The organism is Streptomyces boninensis (assembly GCF_048572725.1).
In the GTDB taxonomy this organism is placed as follows: Bacteria; Actinomycetota; Actinomycetes; order Streptomycetales; family Streptomycetaceae; genus Streptomyces; species Streptomyces boninensis.
Genome location: NZ_CP183837.1, coordinates 5,185,163 through 5,198,520, shown reverse-complemented (window position 1 = coordinate 5,198,520; position 13,358 = coordinate 5,185,163). Strand labels below are relative to the sequence as shown.

15 protein-coding genes and 1 pseudogene are annotated in these 13,358 nt (G+C 72.1%); 8 read left to right on the top strand and 8 right to left on the bottom strand.

Features of this window, described 5'->3' with window-relative positions:
• The first annotated feature begins 57 nt into the window (after positions 1-57).
• From ACNNMR_RS23685 to ACNNMR_RS23675, 3 genes are all read left to right on the top strand, one after another.
• Positions 58-1,032 (top strand): DJ-1/PfpI family protein, encoded by a 975-nt coding sequence (locus ACNNMR_RS23685; protein ID WP_419996686.1) that lies wholly within the window; start codon positions 58-60, stop codon positions 1,030-1,032.
• A gap of 123 nt (positions 1,033-1,155) precedes the next feature.
• The gene (locus tag ACNNMR_RS23680; protein ID WP_419996685.1) at positions 1,156-2,163 is read left to right on the top strand and encodes a hypothetical protein; all 1,008 of its coding nucleotides are present in this window, start codon (positions 1,156-1,158) and stop codon (positions 2,161-2,163) included.
• A 152-nt stretch (positions 2,164-2,315) separates the two neighbouring features.
• A complete protein-coding gene (locus ACNNMR_RS23675) occupies positions 2,316-2,666 on the top strand; it encodes an STAS domain-containing protein (protein WP_419996684.1) in 351 nt (116 codons plus the stop codon).
• Between the two features lie 15 nt (positions 2,667-2,681).
• Here the strand turns inward: ACNNMR_RS23675 and ACNNMR_RS23670 are convergent, their stop codons facing one another.
• The 3 genes from ACNNMR_RS23670 to ACNNMR_RS23660 are packed head-to-tail and all read right to left on the bottom strand — an operon-like array spanning position 2,682 to position 4,725.
• Entirely contained in the window at positions 2,682-3,896 is a 1,215-nt protein-coding gene (locus ACNNMR_RS23670; RefSeq protein ID WP_419996683.1) for an RNA polymerase sigma factor, read from the bottom strand.
• Positions 3,893-4,249, bottom strand: a complete 357-nt coding sequence (locus ACNNMR_RS23665) for a YciI family protein (RefSeq protein ID WP_419996682.1) — start codon at positions 4,247-4,249, stop codon at positions 3,893-3,895. The genes ACNNMR_RS23670 and ACNNMR_RS23665 overlap by 4 nt, the downstream gene beginning before the upstream one ends.
• Positions 4,246-4,725, bottom strand: a complete 480-nt coding sequence (locus ACNNMR_RS23660; protein ID WP_419996681.1) for a VOC family protein — start codon at positions 4,723-4,725, stop codon at positions 4,246-4,248. The genes ACNNMR_RS23665 and ACNNMR_RS23660 overlap by 4 nt, the downstream gene beginning before the upstream one ends.
• Before the next feature lie 103 nt (positions 4,726-4,828).
• Between ACNNMR_RS23660 and ACNNMR_RS23655 the strand changes: the two genes are divergently transcribed.
• Positions 4,829-5,236, top strand: a complete 408-nt coding sequence (locus ACNNMR_RS23655; RefSeq protein ID WP_419996680.1) for a VOC family protein — start codon at positions 4,829-4,831, stop codon at positions 5,234-5,236.
• On the opposite strand, the pseudogene ACNNMR_RS23650 reads toward ACNNMR_RS23655, so the two are convergent.
• From ACNNMR_RS23650 to ACNNMR_RS23640, 3 genes and pseudogenes are all read right to left on the bottom strand, one after another.
• Positions 5,199-6,241: pseudogene (locus ACNNMR_RS23650) on the bottom strand (magnesium and cobalt transport protein CorA). The gene ACNNMR_RS23655 and the pseudogene ACNNMR_RS23650 sit on opposite strands and share 38 nt — an antisense overlap.
• A gap of 81 nt (positions 6,242-6,322) precedes the next feature.
• Complete coding sequence (locus ACNNMR_RS23645; protein ID WP_419996679.1) at positions 6,323-7,045, bottom strand: aspartate/glutamate racemase family protein; 723 nt, start codon at positions 7,043-7,045, stop codon at positions 6,323-6,325.
• Positions 7,045-8,520 carry an NCS1 family nucleobase:cation symporter-1 gene (locus ACNNMR_RS23640; RefSeq protein WP_419996678.1) on the bottom strand — a complete coding sequence of 492 codons (1,476 nt, stop codon included), beginning with the start codon at positions 8,518-8,520 and terminating at the stop codon, positions 7,045-7,047. The genes ACNNMR_RS23645 and ACNNMR_RS23640 overlap by 1 nt, the downstream gene beginning before the upstream one ends.
• A 132-nt stretch (positions 8,521-8,652) precedes the next feature.
• Here ACNNMR_RS23640 and ACNNMR_RS23635 point away from each other — a divergent pair, with 132 nt between their 5' ends.
• Both ACNNMR_RS23635 and ACNNMR_RS23630 read left to right on the top strand, forming a co-directional pair.
• On the top strand, positions 8,653-9,303 hold the full coding sequence (locus ACNNMR_RS23635) for a GntR family transcriptional regulator (protein ID WP_419996677.1): 651 nt from the start codon (positions 8,653-8,655) through the stop codon (positions 9,301-9,303).
• 148 nt (positions 9,304-9,451) lie between these two features.
• Positions 9,452-10,507 (top strand): CopD family protein, encoded by a 1,056-nt coding sequence (locus ACNNMR_RS23630; RefSeq protein ID WP_419996676.1) that lies wholly within the window; start codon positions 9,452-9,454, stop codon positions 10,505-10,507.
• A gap of 12 nt (positions 10,508-10,519) precedes the next feature.
• On the opposite strand, the gene ACNNMR_RS23625 is transcribed toward ACNNMR_RS23630, so the two are convergent.
• Together ACNNMR_RS23625 and ACNNMR_RS23620 are read right to left on the bottom strand one after the other, a co-directional pair.
• The gene (locus ACNNMR_RS23625) at positions 10,520-10,864 is read right to left on the bottom strand and encodes a hypothetical protein (protein WP_419996675.1); all 345 of its coding nucleotides are present in this window, start codon (positions 10,862-10,864) and stop codon (positions 10,520-10,522) included.
• Positions 10,865-10,977: 113 nt separating this feature from the next.
• On the bottom strand, positions 10,978-11,715 hold the full coding sequence (locus ACNNMR_RS23620) for a class I SAM-dependent methyltransferase (RefSeq protein ID WP_419996674.1): 738 nt from the start codon (positions 11,713-11,715) through the stop codon (positions 10,978-10,980).
• Between the two features lie 95 nt (positions 11,716-11,810).
• Between ACNNMR_RS23620 and ACNNMR_RS23615 the strand changes: the two genes are divergently transcribed.
• Both ACNNMR_RS23615 and ACNNMR_RS23610 read left to right on the top strand, forming a co-directional pair.
• Positions 11,811-12,056: a hypothetical protein gene (locus ACNNMR_RS23615; RefSeq protein ID WP_419996673.1), complete on the top strand. Its 246-nt coding sequence runs from the start codon at positions 11,811-11,813 to the stop codon at positions 12,054-12,056.
• Between the two features lie 101 nt (positions 12,057-12,157).
• Entirely contained in the window at positions 12,158-13,321 is a 1,164-nt protein-coding gene (locus ACNNMR_RS23610; protein ID WP_419996672.1) for a sensor histidine kinase, read from the top strand.
• Positions 13,322-13,358: the final 37 nt, after the last annotated feature.

Genomic DNA, 13,358 nt, shown 5'->3' with positions numbered 1-13,358 from the left:
TGGCGGCAACGCCTGCCTTCGTCAAGATTCCGCCACCGCCTCCTCTACTATTCCGCCATGTCCAAGTCGCATGTGGTGGCCGTGCTGGCCTTCGACGGGATGGCGCCGTTCGAGCTCGGCGTGGTGGTGGAGGTCTTCGGCCTGGCCAGGCCCGAGCTCGGCGAGCTGCCCTGGTACGAGCTGAAGGTGTGCGCGCAGGAGCCCGGACGCGAGCTGCGGGCCGTCGGCGGCTTCGCGATCCGTGCGGAGCACGGCCTGGACGCGCTGGCGGCGGCGGACACGGTCATCGTCCCCGGAGTGGCCAAGGCGGGCGACGCGGTGCCGCCCGCCCTGATCGAGGCGCTGCTACGGGCGCATGCGCGCGGGGCGCGGCTGGTGTCCATCTGCTCGGGCGCGTTCGCGCTCGCCGCGACCGGCCTGCTGGACGGCCGCCGGGCCACCACCCACTGGCGCTACGCCCGCACCCTTGCCGACCGGCACCCGCGGATCGAGGTGGACCCCGACGTGCTGTACGTCGACAACGGCGACGTGCTGACCAGCGCGGGCAGCGCGGCCGGGATCGACCTGTGCCTGTACCTGGTGCGCGCGGACCACGGGGCGGCCGTCGCCAACACCGTCGCCCGCCGCTTCGTGGTGCCGCCGCACCGCGAGGGCGGGCAGGCCCAGTTCATCGAGGCGGCGGTACGCCCGGTCGGCGCCGCCGACGACGGCATCACCCGGAGCATGGACTGGGCCCTGAAGCGGCTGCACACCCCGCTCTCGGTGCCGGCCCTGGCCCGTACCGCCGCCATGTCGGAACGCTCCTACCTGCGCCACTTCTCGCAGCGCAACGGCGTCAGCCCGATGCGCTGGATCATCTCCCAGCGGGTGTCGGCGAGCCTGCCGCTGCTGGAGTCGGGCGAGGGCGGCATCGACGAGGTCGCCGCGGCGGTCGGCTTCGACAGCGCGGCCACGTACCGGCATCACTTCACCCGGCAGATGCGTACGACACCGACGGCATACCGAAAGTCATTCACCCGGGCCGCGGTCTGACCGCTCCACGGATGCCGCCCTGCGTTTAGGCATACCTACGCCTACCTAAAACCGCCGCTCACCGATGCCCCGCGGCCCCCACCGCGGCGATGCTGAGGCACGGTGGGAAAGGAGCTGGCCAGGATGCTGGTGGGCAGGAGTGCGGAGTACGGGCAGCTGGATCTGCTGCTGCGGTCGGCGCCGCGGGTGACGGTCGTCGGGCCCGGCGGCATCGGGAAGAGCGCGCTGGCCGGGGCGTACGGGCTGGCGGCGGAGGCCGCGGGCGGGCGCGTGGTGCGGCTGGACCTGGCGGCGCCCGGGGCGGCGGAGGCGCTGGCGGCGCCGGGCGCGGCGGATGTCCTGATGGGGGCCCGTACCGGCGGGGAGCTGCTGCTCCTGGAGTCCTGCGAGAACGCCCTCGACGCCTGTGCGGAGGTGCTCGCCGAGCTCGACGACGCGGGCGCGGCGGCCGGTGCGGTCGCCGGGGCGCGGGTGCTGGCCACCAGCCGCTGCCCGCTGCCCGGCTCGATCAATCTGCACCTCGGGCCGCTCGAACGGCCCGATGCCGTGGGCCTGTTCGCGCGGCATGCCCGGCGCCACGGTACGGACGTGGCCGCGACGGCTCAGAGCCGTACGCTCGCCGACGACATCTGCGCGCTGCTGGAGGACGAGCCCCTCGCCCTCGTCCTCGCCGCCGCCCAGCTCCCCCACACCCCGCTCAACTCCCTTGCCGCGCGCCTCATCGACGCCGGCGAGTGCCTGGCGCTGACGTCCGAGGCCCCTGACGTACCGCCGCGGCACCGGTCCGTGCGCCGCTGCCTCGGCTGGAGCCACCAGCTGTGCACCGCCGACGAGCGACTGCTTTGGGCGCGCCTCAGCGTCTTTCCGGATTCCTTCACCGCGGCCGCGGCCTGGCGGGTGTGCGCCGACGAGCGGCTGCGCGGCGGGGTGCTGACCGCGGCGCTCGAGGGGCTGCACCGGCAGTCGGTGGTGCAGTCGGTCGGGGGCGGGCGGCCGGGGACGTGGTATCGGATGCCGCGTACGGTGCGCGCGTACGGGAGCGAGTGGCTGTTACGGCTCGGCGAGGAGCGGACTTTCCGGCGGCGCTGCCTGGAGTGGTCGATGGGGACGGCTGACCTGGACCCGAGCTGAGGTCGAGCCGTGTAGGGGCGCATAGCCGCAAAGGGGCGCATGGCTGCATACGCACGCCCCCACCGCACAACCCCACACCGCCCGAATTCCTGAGTCCCGCGCTCCCGCACCCTCCGCCGCAGATAACTTCGGTGGCGTCCAGGGAGTACACCATGACCATGTCGATCCGCTTCGAGCTCGACTGCCTCGTGATCGAGCTTCCCGATGTGATCGACATCGGCAATGAGGCAGCCGTACGCACCGAACTACTGCACCGCATCCGCACCCGCCCCCACAGCACCACCCGCATCATCCTCGACCTCACCGCCCCCCTCGCCACTGCCACCGCGATCAGCGTCGTCCTCGACGCCCAACAGGCCGCGGCAGAACGGGGCCTGCTCCTGAGCGTGGCGGCGACCCGCCGCCTCGCCCGCGAGCCCTTCCGGGTCACCAGCGCAGACCGCCGCTGCCCGGTCTACGCCTCGCTGGACGAGGCCCTCTTCGAGGGCGGGAACACCGCGTGAACAGCCTGGTCCGCCTCACCAAGGGCTGATCCGCTCCCGCAGCACCGCCTGCTCGGCCGGATTGTCGGTCAGTTCGAGGGCGCGGCGGTCCGCAGTGCGGGCCTCCTCCGGGCGGTTCAGGGCCCGGAGGAGGTCGGCGCGAGTGGCGTGCAGGAGGGAGTAGCCCGCCAACGGGCCTTCCAGCGCCTCCACTTCGGCGAGGGCGGCCGCCGGCCCCTTCACGTACCGCAGCGCGATCGCCCGATGCAGCCGCGTCACCGGGGACGGGGCGAAGTGCAGCAGCATGTCGTACAGCACCGCGATCTGGTCCCAGTCGGTGTCCTCCCAGGTGGCCGCCTCGGCGTGACAGGCCACGATCGCGGCCTGCAGCTGATACGGGCCGGGGCGCCGGCGGCTCGCCGCCCGGGTCAGCAGGGCGGTGGCGGCGGCGACGGCGTCGTGGTTCCAGCGCGAGCGGTCCTGGTCGGCGAGCCGCACCAGGTCACCTGAGGGCGTGAAGCGGGCGGCGGTACGGGCCCGGTGCAGCCGGATCAGCGCCAGCAGCCCGGCCGGCTCCGGCTCGGCCGGCATCAGGCGGTGCAGCAGCGCGGCGAGCCATTCGGCGTCGTCGGCGAGGTCGCGGGACTGTTCCGCGGAGGCGCCGGACGTGGACAGATAGCCCTCGTTGAAGAGCAGGTAGATCACCGCGAGCACCTGGGAGAGGCGGCCGGCGAGCTCGTCGTCGGCGGGGATCCGGTACGGGATGCCGGCCCTGGTGATCTTCTGCTTGGCGCGGGTGATGCGCTGCGCGACGGTGGACTCGCGGACCAGGAAGGCGCGGGCGATCTGCGCGGTGGTCAGCCCGCACACCACCCGCAGGGTGAGCGCGATCTGCGCCTCCCGGGTGAGCGCCGGGTGGCAGCAGGTGAAGACGAGCCGCAGCCGCTCGTCGGGCTCGGCTTCCTGATCGGGCGGCGGCCACTGCAGCAGCTCCAGCTTGCGCCGGTAATTCTCCTCGCGGCGCAGCAGATCGAGCCCGCGCCGCTTGGCCACCGTGAACAGCCAGCCGTCGGGCCGCTCCGGAATCCCCTCCTCCGGCCAGTGCTTCAGCGCCGCCAGCACGGCGTCCTGCACCAGATCCTCGGCGGTGCCGAAGTCGCCGGTGAGGTGGATCAGCGCGGCGGCGAGCCGGCCCGCGTGTTCGCGTACGACACGGGCCAGCTCGTCCGCCTCGGGGTGCTGAGCGCTCACTCCCGGCCCGGCACGGCCAGCACCGGCCGGACCTCCACCACCGGACAGCCGGGCCAGTCGCGCACCATCCGCAGCGCCTCGTCCAGATCGGCCACATCGATCTCGGCGATGCCGCTGACGACCTCCTTGCCCTCGACGTACGGCCCGTCGACCACGACCGGCTCGCCGTCGCCCAGCCGGACGGTCGTCGCCGTCTGAGGGTCCTGCAGCTTCGAGTGGTACGTGATCTTGTCGCCGTTGGCGGCGAGCCAGTCGTACACCCGCTGATACGCCCGCCCCCGCTCGGCGTCGCTCATGGCCGCCAGCTCGGCGGCGAACTTCTCGTCGTCCGCGAACATCAGCACGTACTTCATGCGTCCTCGCCTCCCTGCGGCTGCATGACCGCGGCCAGCCGCCGCGCCAGCTCGTCCTCGCTCACGTCCTCGACGTGCGTGGCCACGGTCCAGCCGTGCCCGTACGGGTCGATGACATGGCCGTCCCGGTCACCGTAGAACTGATTCTCCGGCGCCCGCTTGAGCGTCGCGCCCAGCTCCACCGCCCGGGCTACGACGGCGTCGACATCCTCGACGTAAAGGAAGAGAAAGGCGGAGCTGCCGGGCAGCCCGCCGGCCGGCGGCGCCTCGGTGCCCATCATCGGCGAGGCGTCCTCGACGATGACGACGGAGTCGCCGATCTCGACCTCGGCATGCGCGACGCTCCCGTCGGGCGCGGGAAAGCGCATCCGCTCGCGCGCCCCGAAGGCCTCCCGGTAAAAGTCGAGCGCCTTGGCCGCGCCCTGCACGACCAGGCAGGGGGTGATGCGGCGGTACGTATCGGGAATGGGCTTCATGGTGTCTCCTTCGGCCTAGGCAGGCGGGGCCCGATCGGCCCTGCTGAAGAAGAGACGAACGGCGCGACGGCCAATACGACACCCGCAGCTCTAGGATCTCGGCATGCCTGCCGCACGCTTCAAAGACCTAGCGCTGGATGCCCGCGACCACCACGCGCTCGCCGCGTGGTGGTGCCGCGCCATGGGATACGAGATCCGGGAGGGGAGGGAGGAGCGCCCCGCCGAGTGGCCGATCCCGATCCACGACCCGCAGGACCGGGCCCCCGTCATCTGGATCAACCCGGTGCCGGAGCCCAAGACCGTAAAAAACCGCATGCACCTCGACGTCTGGGGCCGCACAGACGAGCTCCTGGCCCTCGGCGCCACCCTCATCCGCCGCCGCGACGACAAGATCGACTGGGACGTCCTCGCCGACCCGGAGGGCAACGAATTCTGCGTCTTCACCCCACCCAAACGCTCCCCGGGCTCCCAGCTCAGAGCCACCCGTTCCGGCGAAATCCCCGGTGCATGAAGAAGCACGTGGTGGCGATGACGCACAGGATCAGGGGGTAGCCGTAGGTCCAGCGGAGTTCGGGCATGTGGTCGAAGTTCATGCCGTAGACGCCGCAGACCATGGTGGGGACGGCGAGGATGGCGGCCCAGGCGGTGATTTTTCGCATGTCTTCGTTTTGGGCTACGGAGACCTGGGCGAGGTTGGCCTGGAGTATTGAGTCGGTGAGGGCGTCGAAGCCGGAGACGTGTTCGCAGACTCTGGCCAGGCGGTCTGCGGTGTGGCGGACGTAGCGGCGGAGGGGGTGCGGGAGGAGGGCCGGGGGGTTCTCGGTCAGCTCCTGCAGGGGGCGCAGGAGTGGGGTCACCGCTCGCTTGAATTCCAGGAGCTCGCGCTTGAGCTGGTGGATCTGGGCGGCGTCGGCGCCGCGGCCGCGGTGGTCGGCGAAGACCGCGGCCTCGACCGTGTCCACGTCCTCTTGCAGGGCGTCGCAGACCTCCAGGTACGTGTCCACCGCGCGGTCGGCCACCGCGTGGAGGACGGCCATCGGGCCCAGTTTCAGGCGTTCCGGGTCGTGCTCCAGCTCCTCGCGCAGCGGGCCCAGCGAGCCGTAGCCCCCGTGGCGTACGGTGATCACGAAGTCGCGGCCCGCGATCGCCATGATCTCGCCGGTGTCGACCACCTCGCTGTCCGCCGTGAGCTCCGAGTGCTCCACGTAGTGCACCGTCTTCACCACCGCGACCAGCGCCTCGTCATAGCGGTCGATCTTGGCGCGGCGGCCGGGCTCCACGGCGTCCATCACGGTCAGCGGGTGCAGGCCGAACTCCGCCGCGATCTCGGTCAGCTCCCCTCCTCCGGCTCGTGCAGCCCGATCCAGACGAAGGCGTCCCCGCCCAGCTTGCGCACCTCGGCGACGGCCTCGGCGGCGGTGCAGCGGCCGGTCTGCCGGCGGCCGCGGGCGTACACGGCGCAATTGACCACGGAGCTCCCGAGCGGCGAACGCGCGGGGTGGCTCAGGTCCACCATGGGCTTGCGCGGCTTGATCAGCCTGGCCGCCTTGTGGATGGGTGGGAACTTCATCCGCCCAGTCTTACCAACAGCTGGGCGCTATCCCTCTCCCGGCCACACCCTCTTCTTCGGCAGCGGCCGAGCGTACGTCCCCTCCCTGCTGGTTCCCAGCCCCAGAGTGACCAGGCTCTCCGCCAGCCGTACGCCCGCGGTGACGCCGTCGACCACCGGCAGGCCGAGCTTCGACTGCAGGGCGGGGGCCTGGCCGGCGAGGCCCGCGCAGCCGAGGACGAGGACCTCCGCGCCTGCCGTACGGGCCCGGTCCGCGGCCGCGAGCAGGCGGTCCATGCCCGTACCCGAGGCGAGGGCCGCCTCCAGTTCGAGGACGCCGAGCCCGGTGCCGACCACCGCCGCGCAGTGCGCGCCGACCCCGGCCGTGTGCAGGCTGTCCTCGATCTGGGCGCGGGAGCGGTCGAGGGTGGTGAGCACCCCGTAGCGGCGGCCGAGGAGGCAGGCGAGGTGGGCCGCCGCCTCCGTGATGTCGACCACGGGCACGTCGAGCAGCTCCCGCGCGCCCTCCCTGCCGTGCTCGCCGAAGCCGGCCATGACGAGCGCGTCGTACGGCTCCGTACACCGCCGCAGCGCGTCGAGCACTGCCGCCGCCGTGAGATAGCTGTCCAGCCAGCCCTCCGCCGACTCCGGGCCCCAGGTGGGGGTGATCCCGAAGACCTCGGTGCCGGGGGAGGCGGCCACGCGGGCGCCGCGCACTATGGCGTCGGTCATCGCCCGCGTGGTGTTGCAGTTGGAGATCGCGATCCGCATCAGCCCTCCACCGGCGCCGCCACTGCGCCCGCCATCGCCGCCGACCGCTCGCTCCGGCAGATCGCCGCGTACAGCGCCGCCCCGGCCGCGGTCCCGATGAACCACGAGTACGGCGCCACCGTGTCGAAGGCCGGCGCCAGCGCCAGCACCGCCGCCACCGCGGCCGACGGGACGAACGCCCACAGCGCCTTCGGATTGACGCCGCCACGGTAGTAATAGCGCGATCCGGGCGCCGCGTTGAAGAGCTCGTCGACGTCGATCCGCTCCCGCTTCACCCAGAAGTAGTCGACCATCATGATCCCGAAGAGCGGGCCGAGGAAGGCGCCCAGGCCGCCGAGGAAGTAGTTCACGACGTCCGGGTTGGAGTAGAGATTCCAGGGCGTGACCAGCAGCGCCGCCACCGTGCTGATCATGCCGCCGACCTTGAAGGTGATCTTCTGCGGCCAGACGTTGGCCAGGTCGTACGCGGGGGAGACGAAGTTCGCCACGATGTTCACGCCCATGGTGGCGATGGCGAAGGTGAGCGCGGCGAGGATCAGCACCCAGGTGTTGCCGACCTCGGCGACCAGCAGCGCCGGCTCGGTGATGGTCTTGCCGAAGACCTCGAAGCTGCCGGCGGTGACGATGACCGAAAGGACCACGAAGGCCGTGGAGTTGATCGGCAGGCCCCAGAAGTTGCCGCGCCTGACGGTGCGGTAGTCGGGCGAGAAGCGGGAGAAGTCGCAGAAGTTCAGCATCAGCGTGCCGTACGTGGCGAGGACCAGGCCGATCGCGCCGAACCACTGCCGCACCTGCTCGCCGGTCGAGACCGGATGCGGGGTCTCGGTCAGCGAGATGGTCCACCCGGCCTTGGACAGGATCCACAGGGCGAGGGCGAGCATCACGACCCAGATCGCCGGGCCGCAGAAGTCCTGGAATTTACGCACCGACTCCATGCCGCGGCTGATGATCAGCGCCTGGACGACCCAGAGGAAGAGGAACGACGTCCAGCCGAGCGCGTCGAGGCCGAGGAAGGAGTGCTCGGTCCAGGACTTCAGGCCCGGCTCGGCGGCCAGCAGCATGACGTTGACCGCGACGGAGGCGAGATAGGTCTGGATCCCGTACCACATGATGGCGATCACGGCCCTGATCAGGGCGGGGATATTGGCGCCCCACACCCCGAAGCTGATCCGGCTGACGACGGGGAACGGCACCCCGTGGCGCTGGCCGATCTTCCCCATCTGATTCATCCCGAGGTAGATCAGCACGAAGCCGACCAGGAGGGAGGTGAAGACCTGCCAGACGCTGAGGCCGAGGACGAGCAGGCCCGCGGCGAAGGTGTAGTTGCCGAGGTTGTGGACGTCGGACATCCACAGCGCGAACAGGTCGTAGACCTTCCATTTGCGCTCGCGCGCCGGGGCGAGGTCGTCGTTGGTAAGCCGCGGGTCGGGGACGGGCGGCGGGGCGGTGCTCTTGCTGCTCTTGGCAAGGGACATGAGGGGCCTCCATCCGCTGGTTTGGTATACCAACGCGTTGGCGGCATGGTGTCGCTGTCGGCTGCGGCTGGGAATGACCGCGGAGTTACGGATCCGTAAAACTCTCGGCGGGGCATCGTCCAAAATGGGGACATGACGACCGTGGAGCCGCTCGGGGCCGTACGCGAACGGGTCCTGGCCACCCTGAGGCAGGACATCATCGCCGGGCGGCTGCGCCCCGGCGACCGCCTCGTCGAGCGCGAACTCGCCGATCGCCTCGGGGTGTCGAGGGTCCCGGTGCGGGAGGCGATCAGGTCGCTGGTCGGCGAGGGCTTCGTCGCCTTCGAGACGCCGCGCAGGACGGTGGTGCGGCGGCTGACGAGGACGGACGTGCGGGAGCTCTTCGAGCTGCGGGAGGCGCTGGAGGTGTACGCGGCAGGGCTCGCGGCAGAGCGCGCCGGGCGCGACGAGCTGGCGGCGCTGGCAGAGCTCCTCGACCGCGCGGCCACCGCCACCCGCACCGGCGCCGGCGAGGCGATCGCGGACGCCAACACCCGCTTCCACGACGGCATCCTGTCGCTGGCGGGCAACAGCCTGCTGGTCGAGGTCATGCAGCCGGTCGACGGCCGGCTGCGCTGGCTGACCCGGCGCAATGAGGAGTGGCGGCAGCTGCTGGCGGAGCACCGCGAGCTGTACGCGGCGATCGCGTCGGGGGACGCGGAGCGGGCGCGGGGGCAGGCGCTGGCGCATGTGCGGGCGAATTACCGGCTGACGGTGCGACAGCTTTTCGGGGAGGCGGGCTAGTCGGCGAACAGTCCCCGCCCTCCCGGGGGCCACGCCCCTTCCAGGCTATCGCCGCCCGCCGCCACAGCCCGAGGTTATCCACAGCCCGCCATTCCCCCAGTTGCCCGCACCAGTTGCCGACCCTCCTCGCCCTGGCCAGGCTCGTGCCGTGGGTTTGACTCGTACGAAGACGGCCGCGGCGGCCGACCCCGCTGCCCAGGCCGCGCTCCCCGCGCCGGCGGCCCCCGTCGACGCGCCCGCCGGGGCGCCGCGCCCTGGTCGGGCGCTGCTCTTTCTTGCGCTCGTGGTGGTTGCCGGGCTGGTGCCGCTGCTCGGGCCCGCGGCGGCGTTGCGTGGGACCAGTGATGCTTCGGCGCCCGGGGCCGGGCTGGTGACGGCGTTGCGCGGGGTGCTGTTCGCGGCGCTTTCGGTGCAGGCCGGGGAGGTGTACGTGCGGTGGCTCGGGCGGCGCATCCCCGGGCTTCCCGGGGCGTCCCGCTGCTGGTCCTCCTACGCGGCCGCCGCCGGCGCGCTCGCCGCCGCGGGACTCGTCGCCGTCATGAACGGTGCCGACCTCGTCACCCGCCACACCGGCGACGGCATGGCCGCCTCCGGCCTCTACGGCACCCGCGACGGCGTGCTCGCCCTGCTGGAGGTCAACGCCTTCGTCGCGGCCGGCCTGTGCGCCCGCTCCCGGCGGCCCGCGACACAGGCCATCCCGCTGGCCGTGATCGCGTGCGCCGAAGCGCTGCGCGCGCACTCCCCGTACGAGGACTGGCCGCTGCTCGGCTCCGGGCTGACCCTGGTCCACCTCACCTGCGCCGCACTGTGGGCGGGCGGCCTGCTCGCGGTGCTGCGGCGGCTGCGCCGGTGGCGTACCACCGCACCCGCGGCCGGCGCCGCGCTGCTCGGCCGCTACGCGCGCCTGGCGGCGGTGCTGCTGGCGGGCGTCACCGCGACGGGCCTCATCAGCTCGCTGCGCCGGATCCCGCTCGACTGGCTGGAGCTGCAGCTGCTGACGACGGCGTACGGGCGGGTGCTGATCGCAAAGCTGCTGGTCGTGGCGGTGGTCTGCCTGCTGGCCCTACTGGCCCGCCGCCGGCTGCGCCACTCGCCCGACCCGCTGTCCGCCATGCAGCCCGCCCGCTCGGAGCTGGCCGCGCTGGCGGCGGTCGTGGCGCTGTCGGCGCTGCTGACGGCGGTGCCAGTGCCGATCAACTGGTGATCAATCCGGTGATCAACTGGTGATGACGCGGGCCACCTGAGCGACGCCGTCGCGGGGCCCGCGCTCGGTCTCGTAACCCGGTGCCGCCTTATAGGTGCGGCTGGATCTGCTCTCGCCCTCCGCGCCCTCGCGCACGAAGACGCGCTGGCCGCCGGGCTTCGGCTGCGGGCCGTGCTCCGGGCCACCGGTGTCGTGGCAGGTGCGGGCGGTGGACTTCGGTTTGTCGGCGGCGTGCGCCGGGCCGTCCGTGAAGATGGTGAGGACGCAGACCATGCCGAGAAGGGCGATCATCGTCGCGCGCAGGATCACGGGGTGGAGCTGGAACTTGGTCGCTATGGGGGTGTAGTCGAACTGCATAAGGTGGCCGGTGTCCCTTCCGATCCAATCCGAGGACATGTGCGTGGCATATGTCCGTTTTGGGCATGAATGGCCACCGTAAGACAGCACTTCGCGCTACGCCAATCGGGCGTTCAGCGCCGCCGCGCCACCACCGTGCGGCACCGCGGGCTGCCGTCCGGCCGCATCCCCAGTTCGTTCAGCGCGTACGTCTCCACCTCGAAGCCCGCCGCGGCGAGCTCGGCGCGGATGTCCGCGAGCCGGAAGGTGCGGTAGTACATGACGAAGGTGGGGTGCCACAGCGCGTTCCGTACGCGCATCACGGCGTCGAAGCCCCACAGCATCCAGTAGCCGCGGGAGCCGACCCGCGGGGGCGCCGCGACCGGGAAGGCGAAGGCGCCGCCGGGGCGCAGCACGCGGTGGACCTGGGCGAAGAGCTCCGGCCGCTCGGCGGGGAGGAAGTGACCGAAGGCGCCGAAGCTCGCGACCAGGTCGAAGGAGCCGGGGGCGAAGGGGAGGGCGCGGACGTCGGCCCGTACCCAGCGGGGAGTGGGGTCGCCGGGCGTATCCGCTCCGGACGCGGTGGCGCGCGCGGCCGCCAGCATCCCGGCGCTGAAGTCGACGCCCGCCACCGACCGGTCGCACAGGCCGCGCAGCGCCTGCGTGCCCGCTCCCGTACCGCAGCACAGGTCGAGGCCGTCGGCGAAGGGGCCGAGGGGCTTCAGGCCTGCGGCGAAGGCGGCCAGCACCGGGGCGGGGGTGCGGAACGGCGTGGCCTCGAACTTCGGGGCCAGCAGGTCGTAGCCGCGCTCGATGGAGGAGAAGGCCTGCACGGCCAGCTCGCGGGCGGTGGGTCCCTCGGGCGTGAACATCAGGCACAGATTACCCGTACCGGAAAGTTAGGTGTACTATGCATTTAAAGCTTCCGGCCACCGGATGAGTGCAGAAGAAAGAGAGTGTGGCCACGATGAACAGCGCAGCCCTCGACAAGGCCGTCTTCCTCCTCCGCGACGTGCACCAGTCCCCCGCGATGGCGCAGCGCGCGCTGAAGGGCTACTTCCCGGAGCTCGGCCTGGTCGAGCGCGCCCACCACGTCCGCGCGGCGTACGACTCGCTGCACGCGGGGCGGGTGCTGAGCCGGCCGGCGCCGTCGGAGCTCAGCATTCCGGGGCACTTTGCGGCTGCGCATGAGCGGCATGGGTTCGGGGACTGAGCGGCTGGTGGACCGGCCGGCTGATCGGCTGCTGACCGGCCACTGAGGCGGTACGGGCGGGCGCCGCGGCTCGCGCGCCGGAGATGCGAGAATGGGGCGAAATGCCAGCCCCGCTCACCTATGACGCACTTGCGCGCGCCCTCACTGAGGGTCCGCGCGCGTTGCACCTGCGCAGGTTCCTCGCCGTGCTGGCGACGCTGCCGCTGGCCTGGGGGGCGATCGCCTCGCCGTCCACGGGCCTGATCGACGGGCAGCTGGCAGGCCTGCTGGCGGTCGGCGTGCTCGCCGTCGCGACGCCGCTGTGGGACCGGGCGCTGTTCCTGTACGCGCTGGTGGCGCTCGCCGCCTTCCTGGTCACGGGCCAGACGATCTGCCTCGCGTACGCCCTCTTCGGCGCCACGAGGGCCCGCCGGCTCGGGCTGATCCTGCCGCTCGTGGCGGTCCCGCTGGCGCTCGCCGTCGTATACCCGGACGCGCTTGTCGTGCAGGGCTCGAAGGGCACGCTCACCTTCACCACCACCTGGGTGCTGCTCGGCTTCCCGATCGCCGTCGGCATCGCCGTCAACGTAGCCAACGAAGCCGCCCTGCTCCGCGCCTCCCGCGAGAACGAGCGCGCCGCCCTGCGCGAGAGCCTGCTGCGCGAGCGGCGGATGCAGCGGCGCGAGCGGCTGGTGCAGGCGATCCACGACGGGGTCGGGCATCAGGTGTCGCTGATGAGCGTGCAGTCGATGACGATCGGGGCGCGCAAGGACGTACCCGACGAGGTCAGGGCGAAGTGCGATCTCATCCAGGACGCGGGGGCGGATGCGATGCGGGCGCTGGGGGATGTGCTGCGGGTGATGCGGCAGAACGACGAGGAGCACCATCCGGATCTGCCCGGTGAGTCCGGGACGGCGGCGGAGATCGACGGGCTGGTGGCCACGTATCGGCAGTACGGGCAGGCCATCACCGCGGATGTCCTGGTGCCGGACGGGCTGCCGCCGGTCGTGTCGACGCTGCTGTACCGCGCGGCGGAGGAAGCGCTGAGCAACACGGTGCGGCATGCGCAGGGGGCGCGAGTGACGGTGCGCTTGGCTGCGCTGGACGACGGCGTGGTGCTGGAGGTCGCCAACACACCGCCGCCGGCCCATGCGCCGTCGCTGCCCGGCACGGGGCATGGCCAGCAGCAGCTGGCGAGGGCGGTGCGGGGGGCGGGCGGGGTGATGTCGGCGGGGCCGACGGAGGACGGGGGCTATCTGCTGCGAGTGTCGCTGCCGCTACGGTGACGCCCACCCACCCACCCGTTGCCCAGCGGGACAGGGA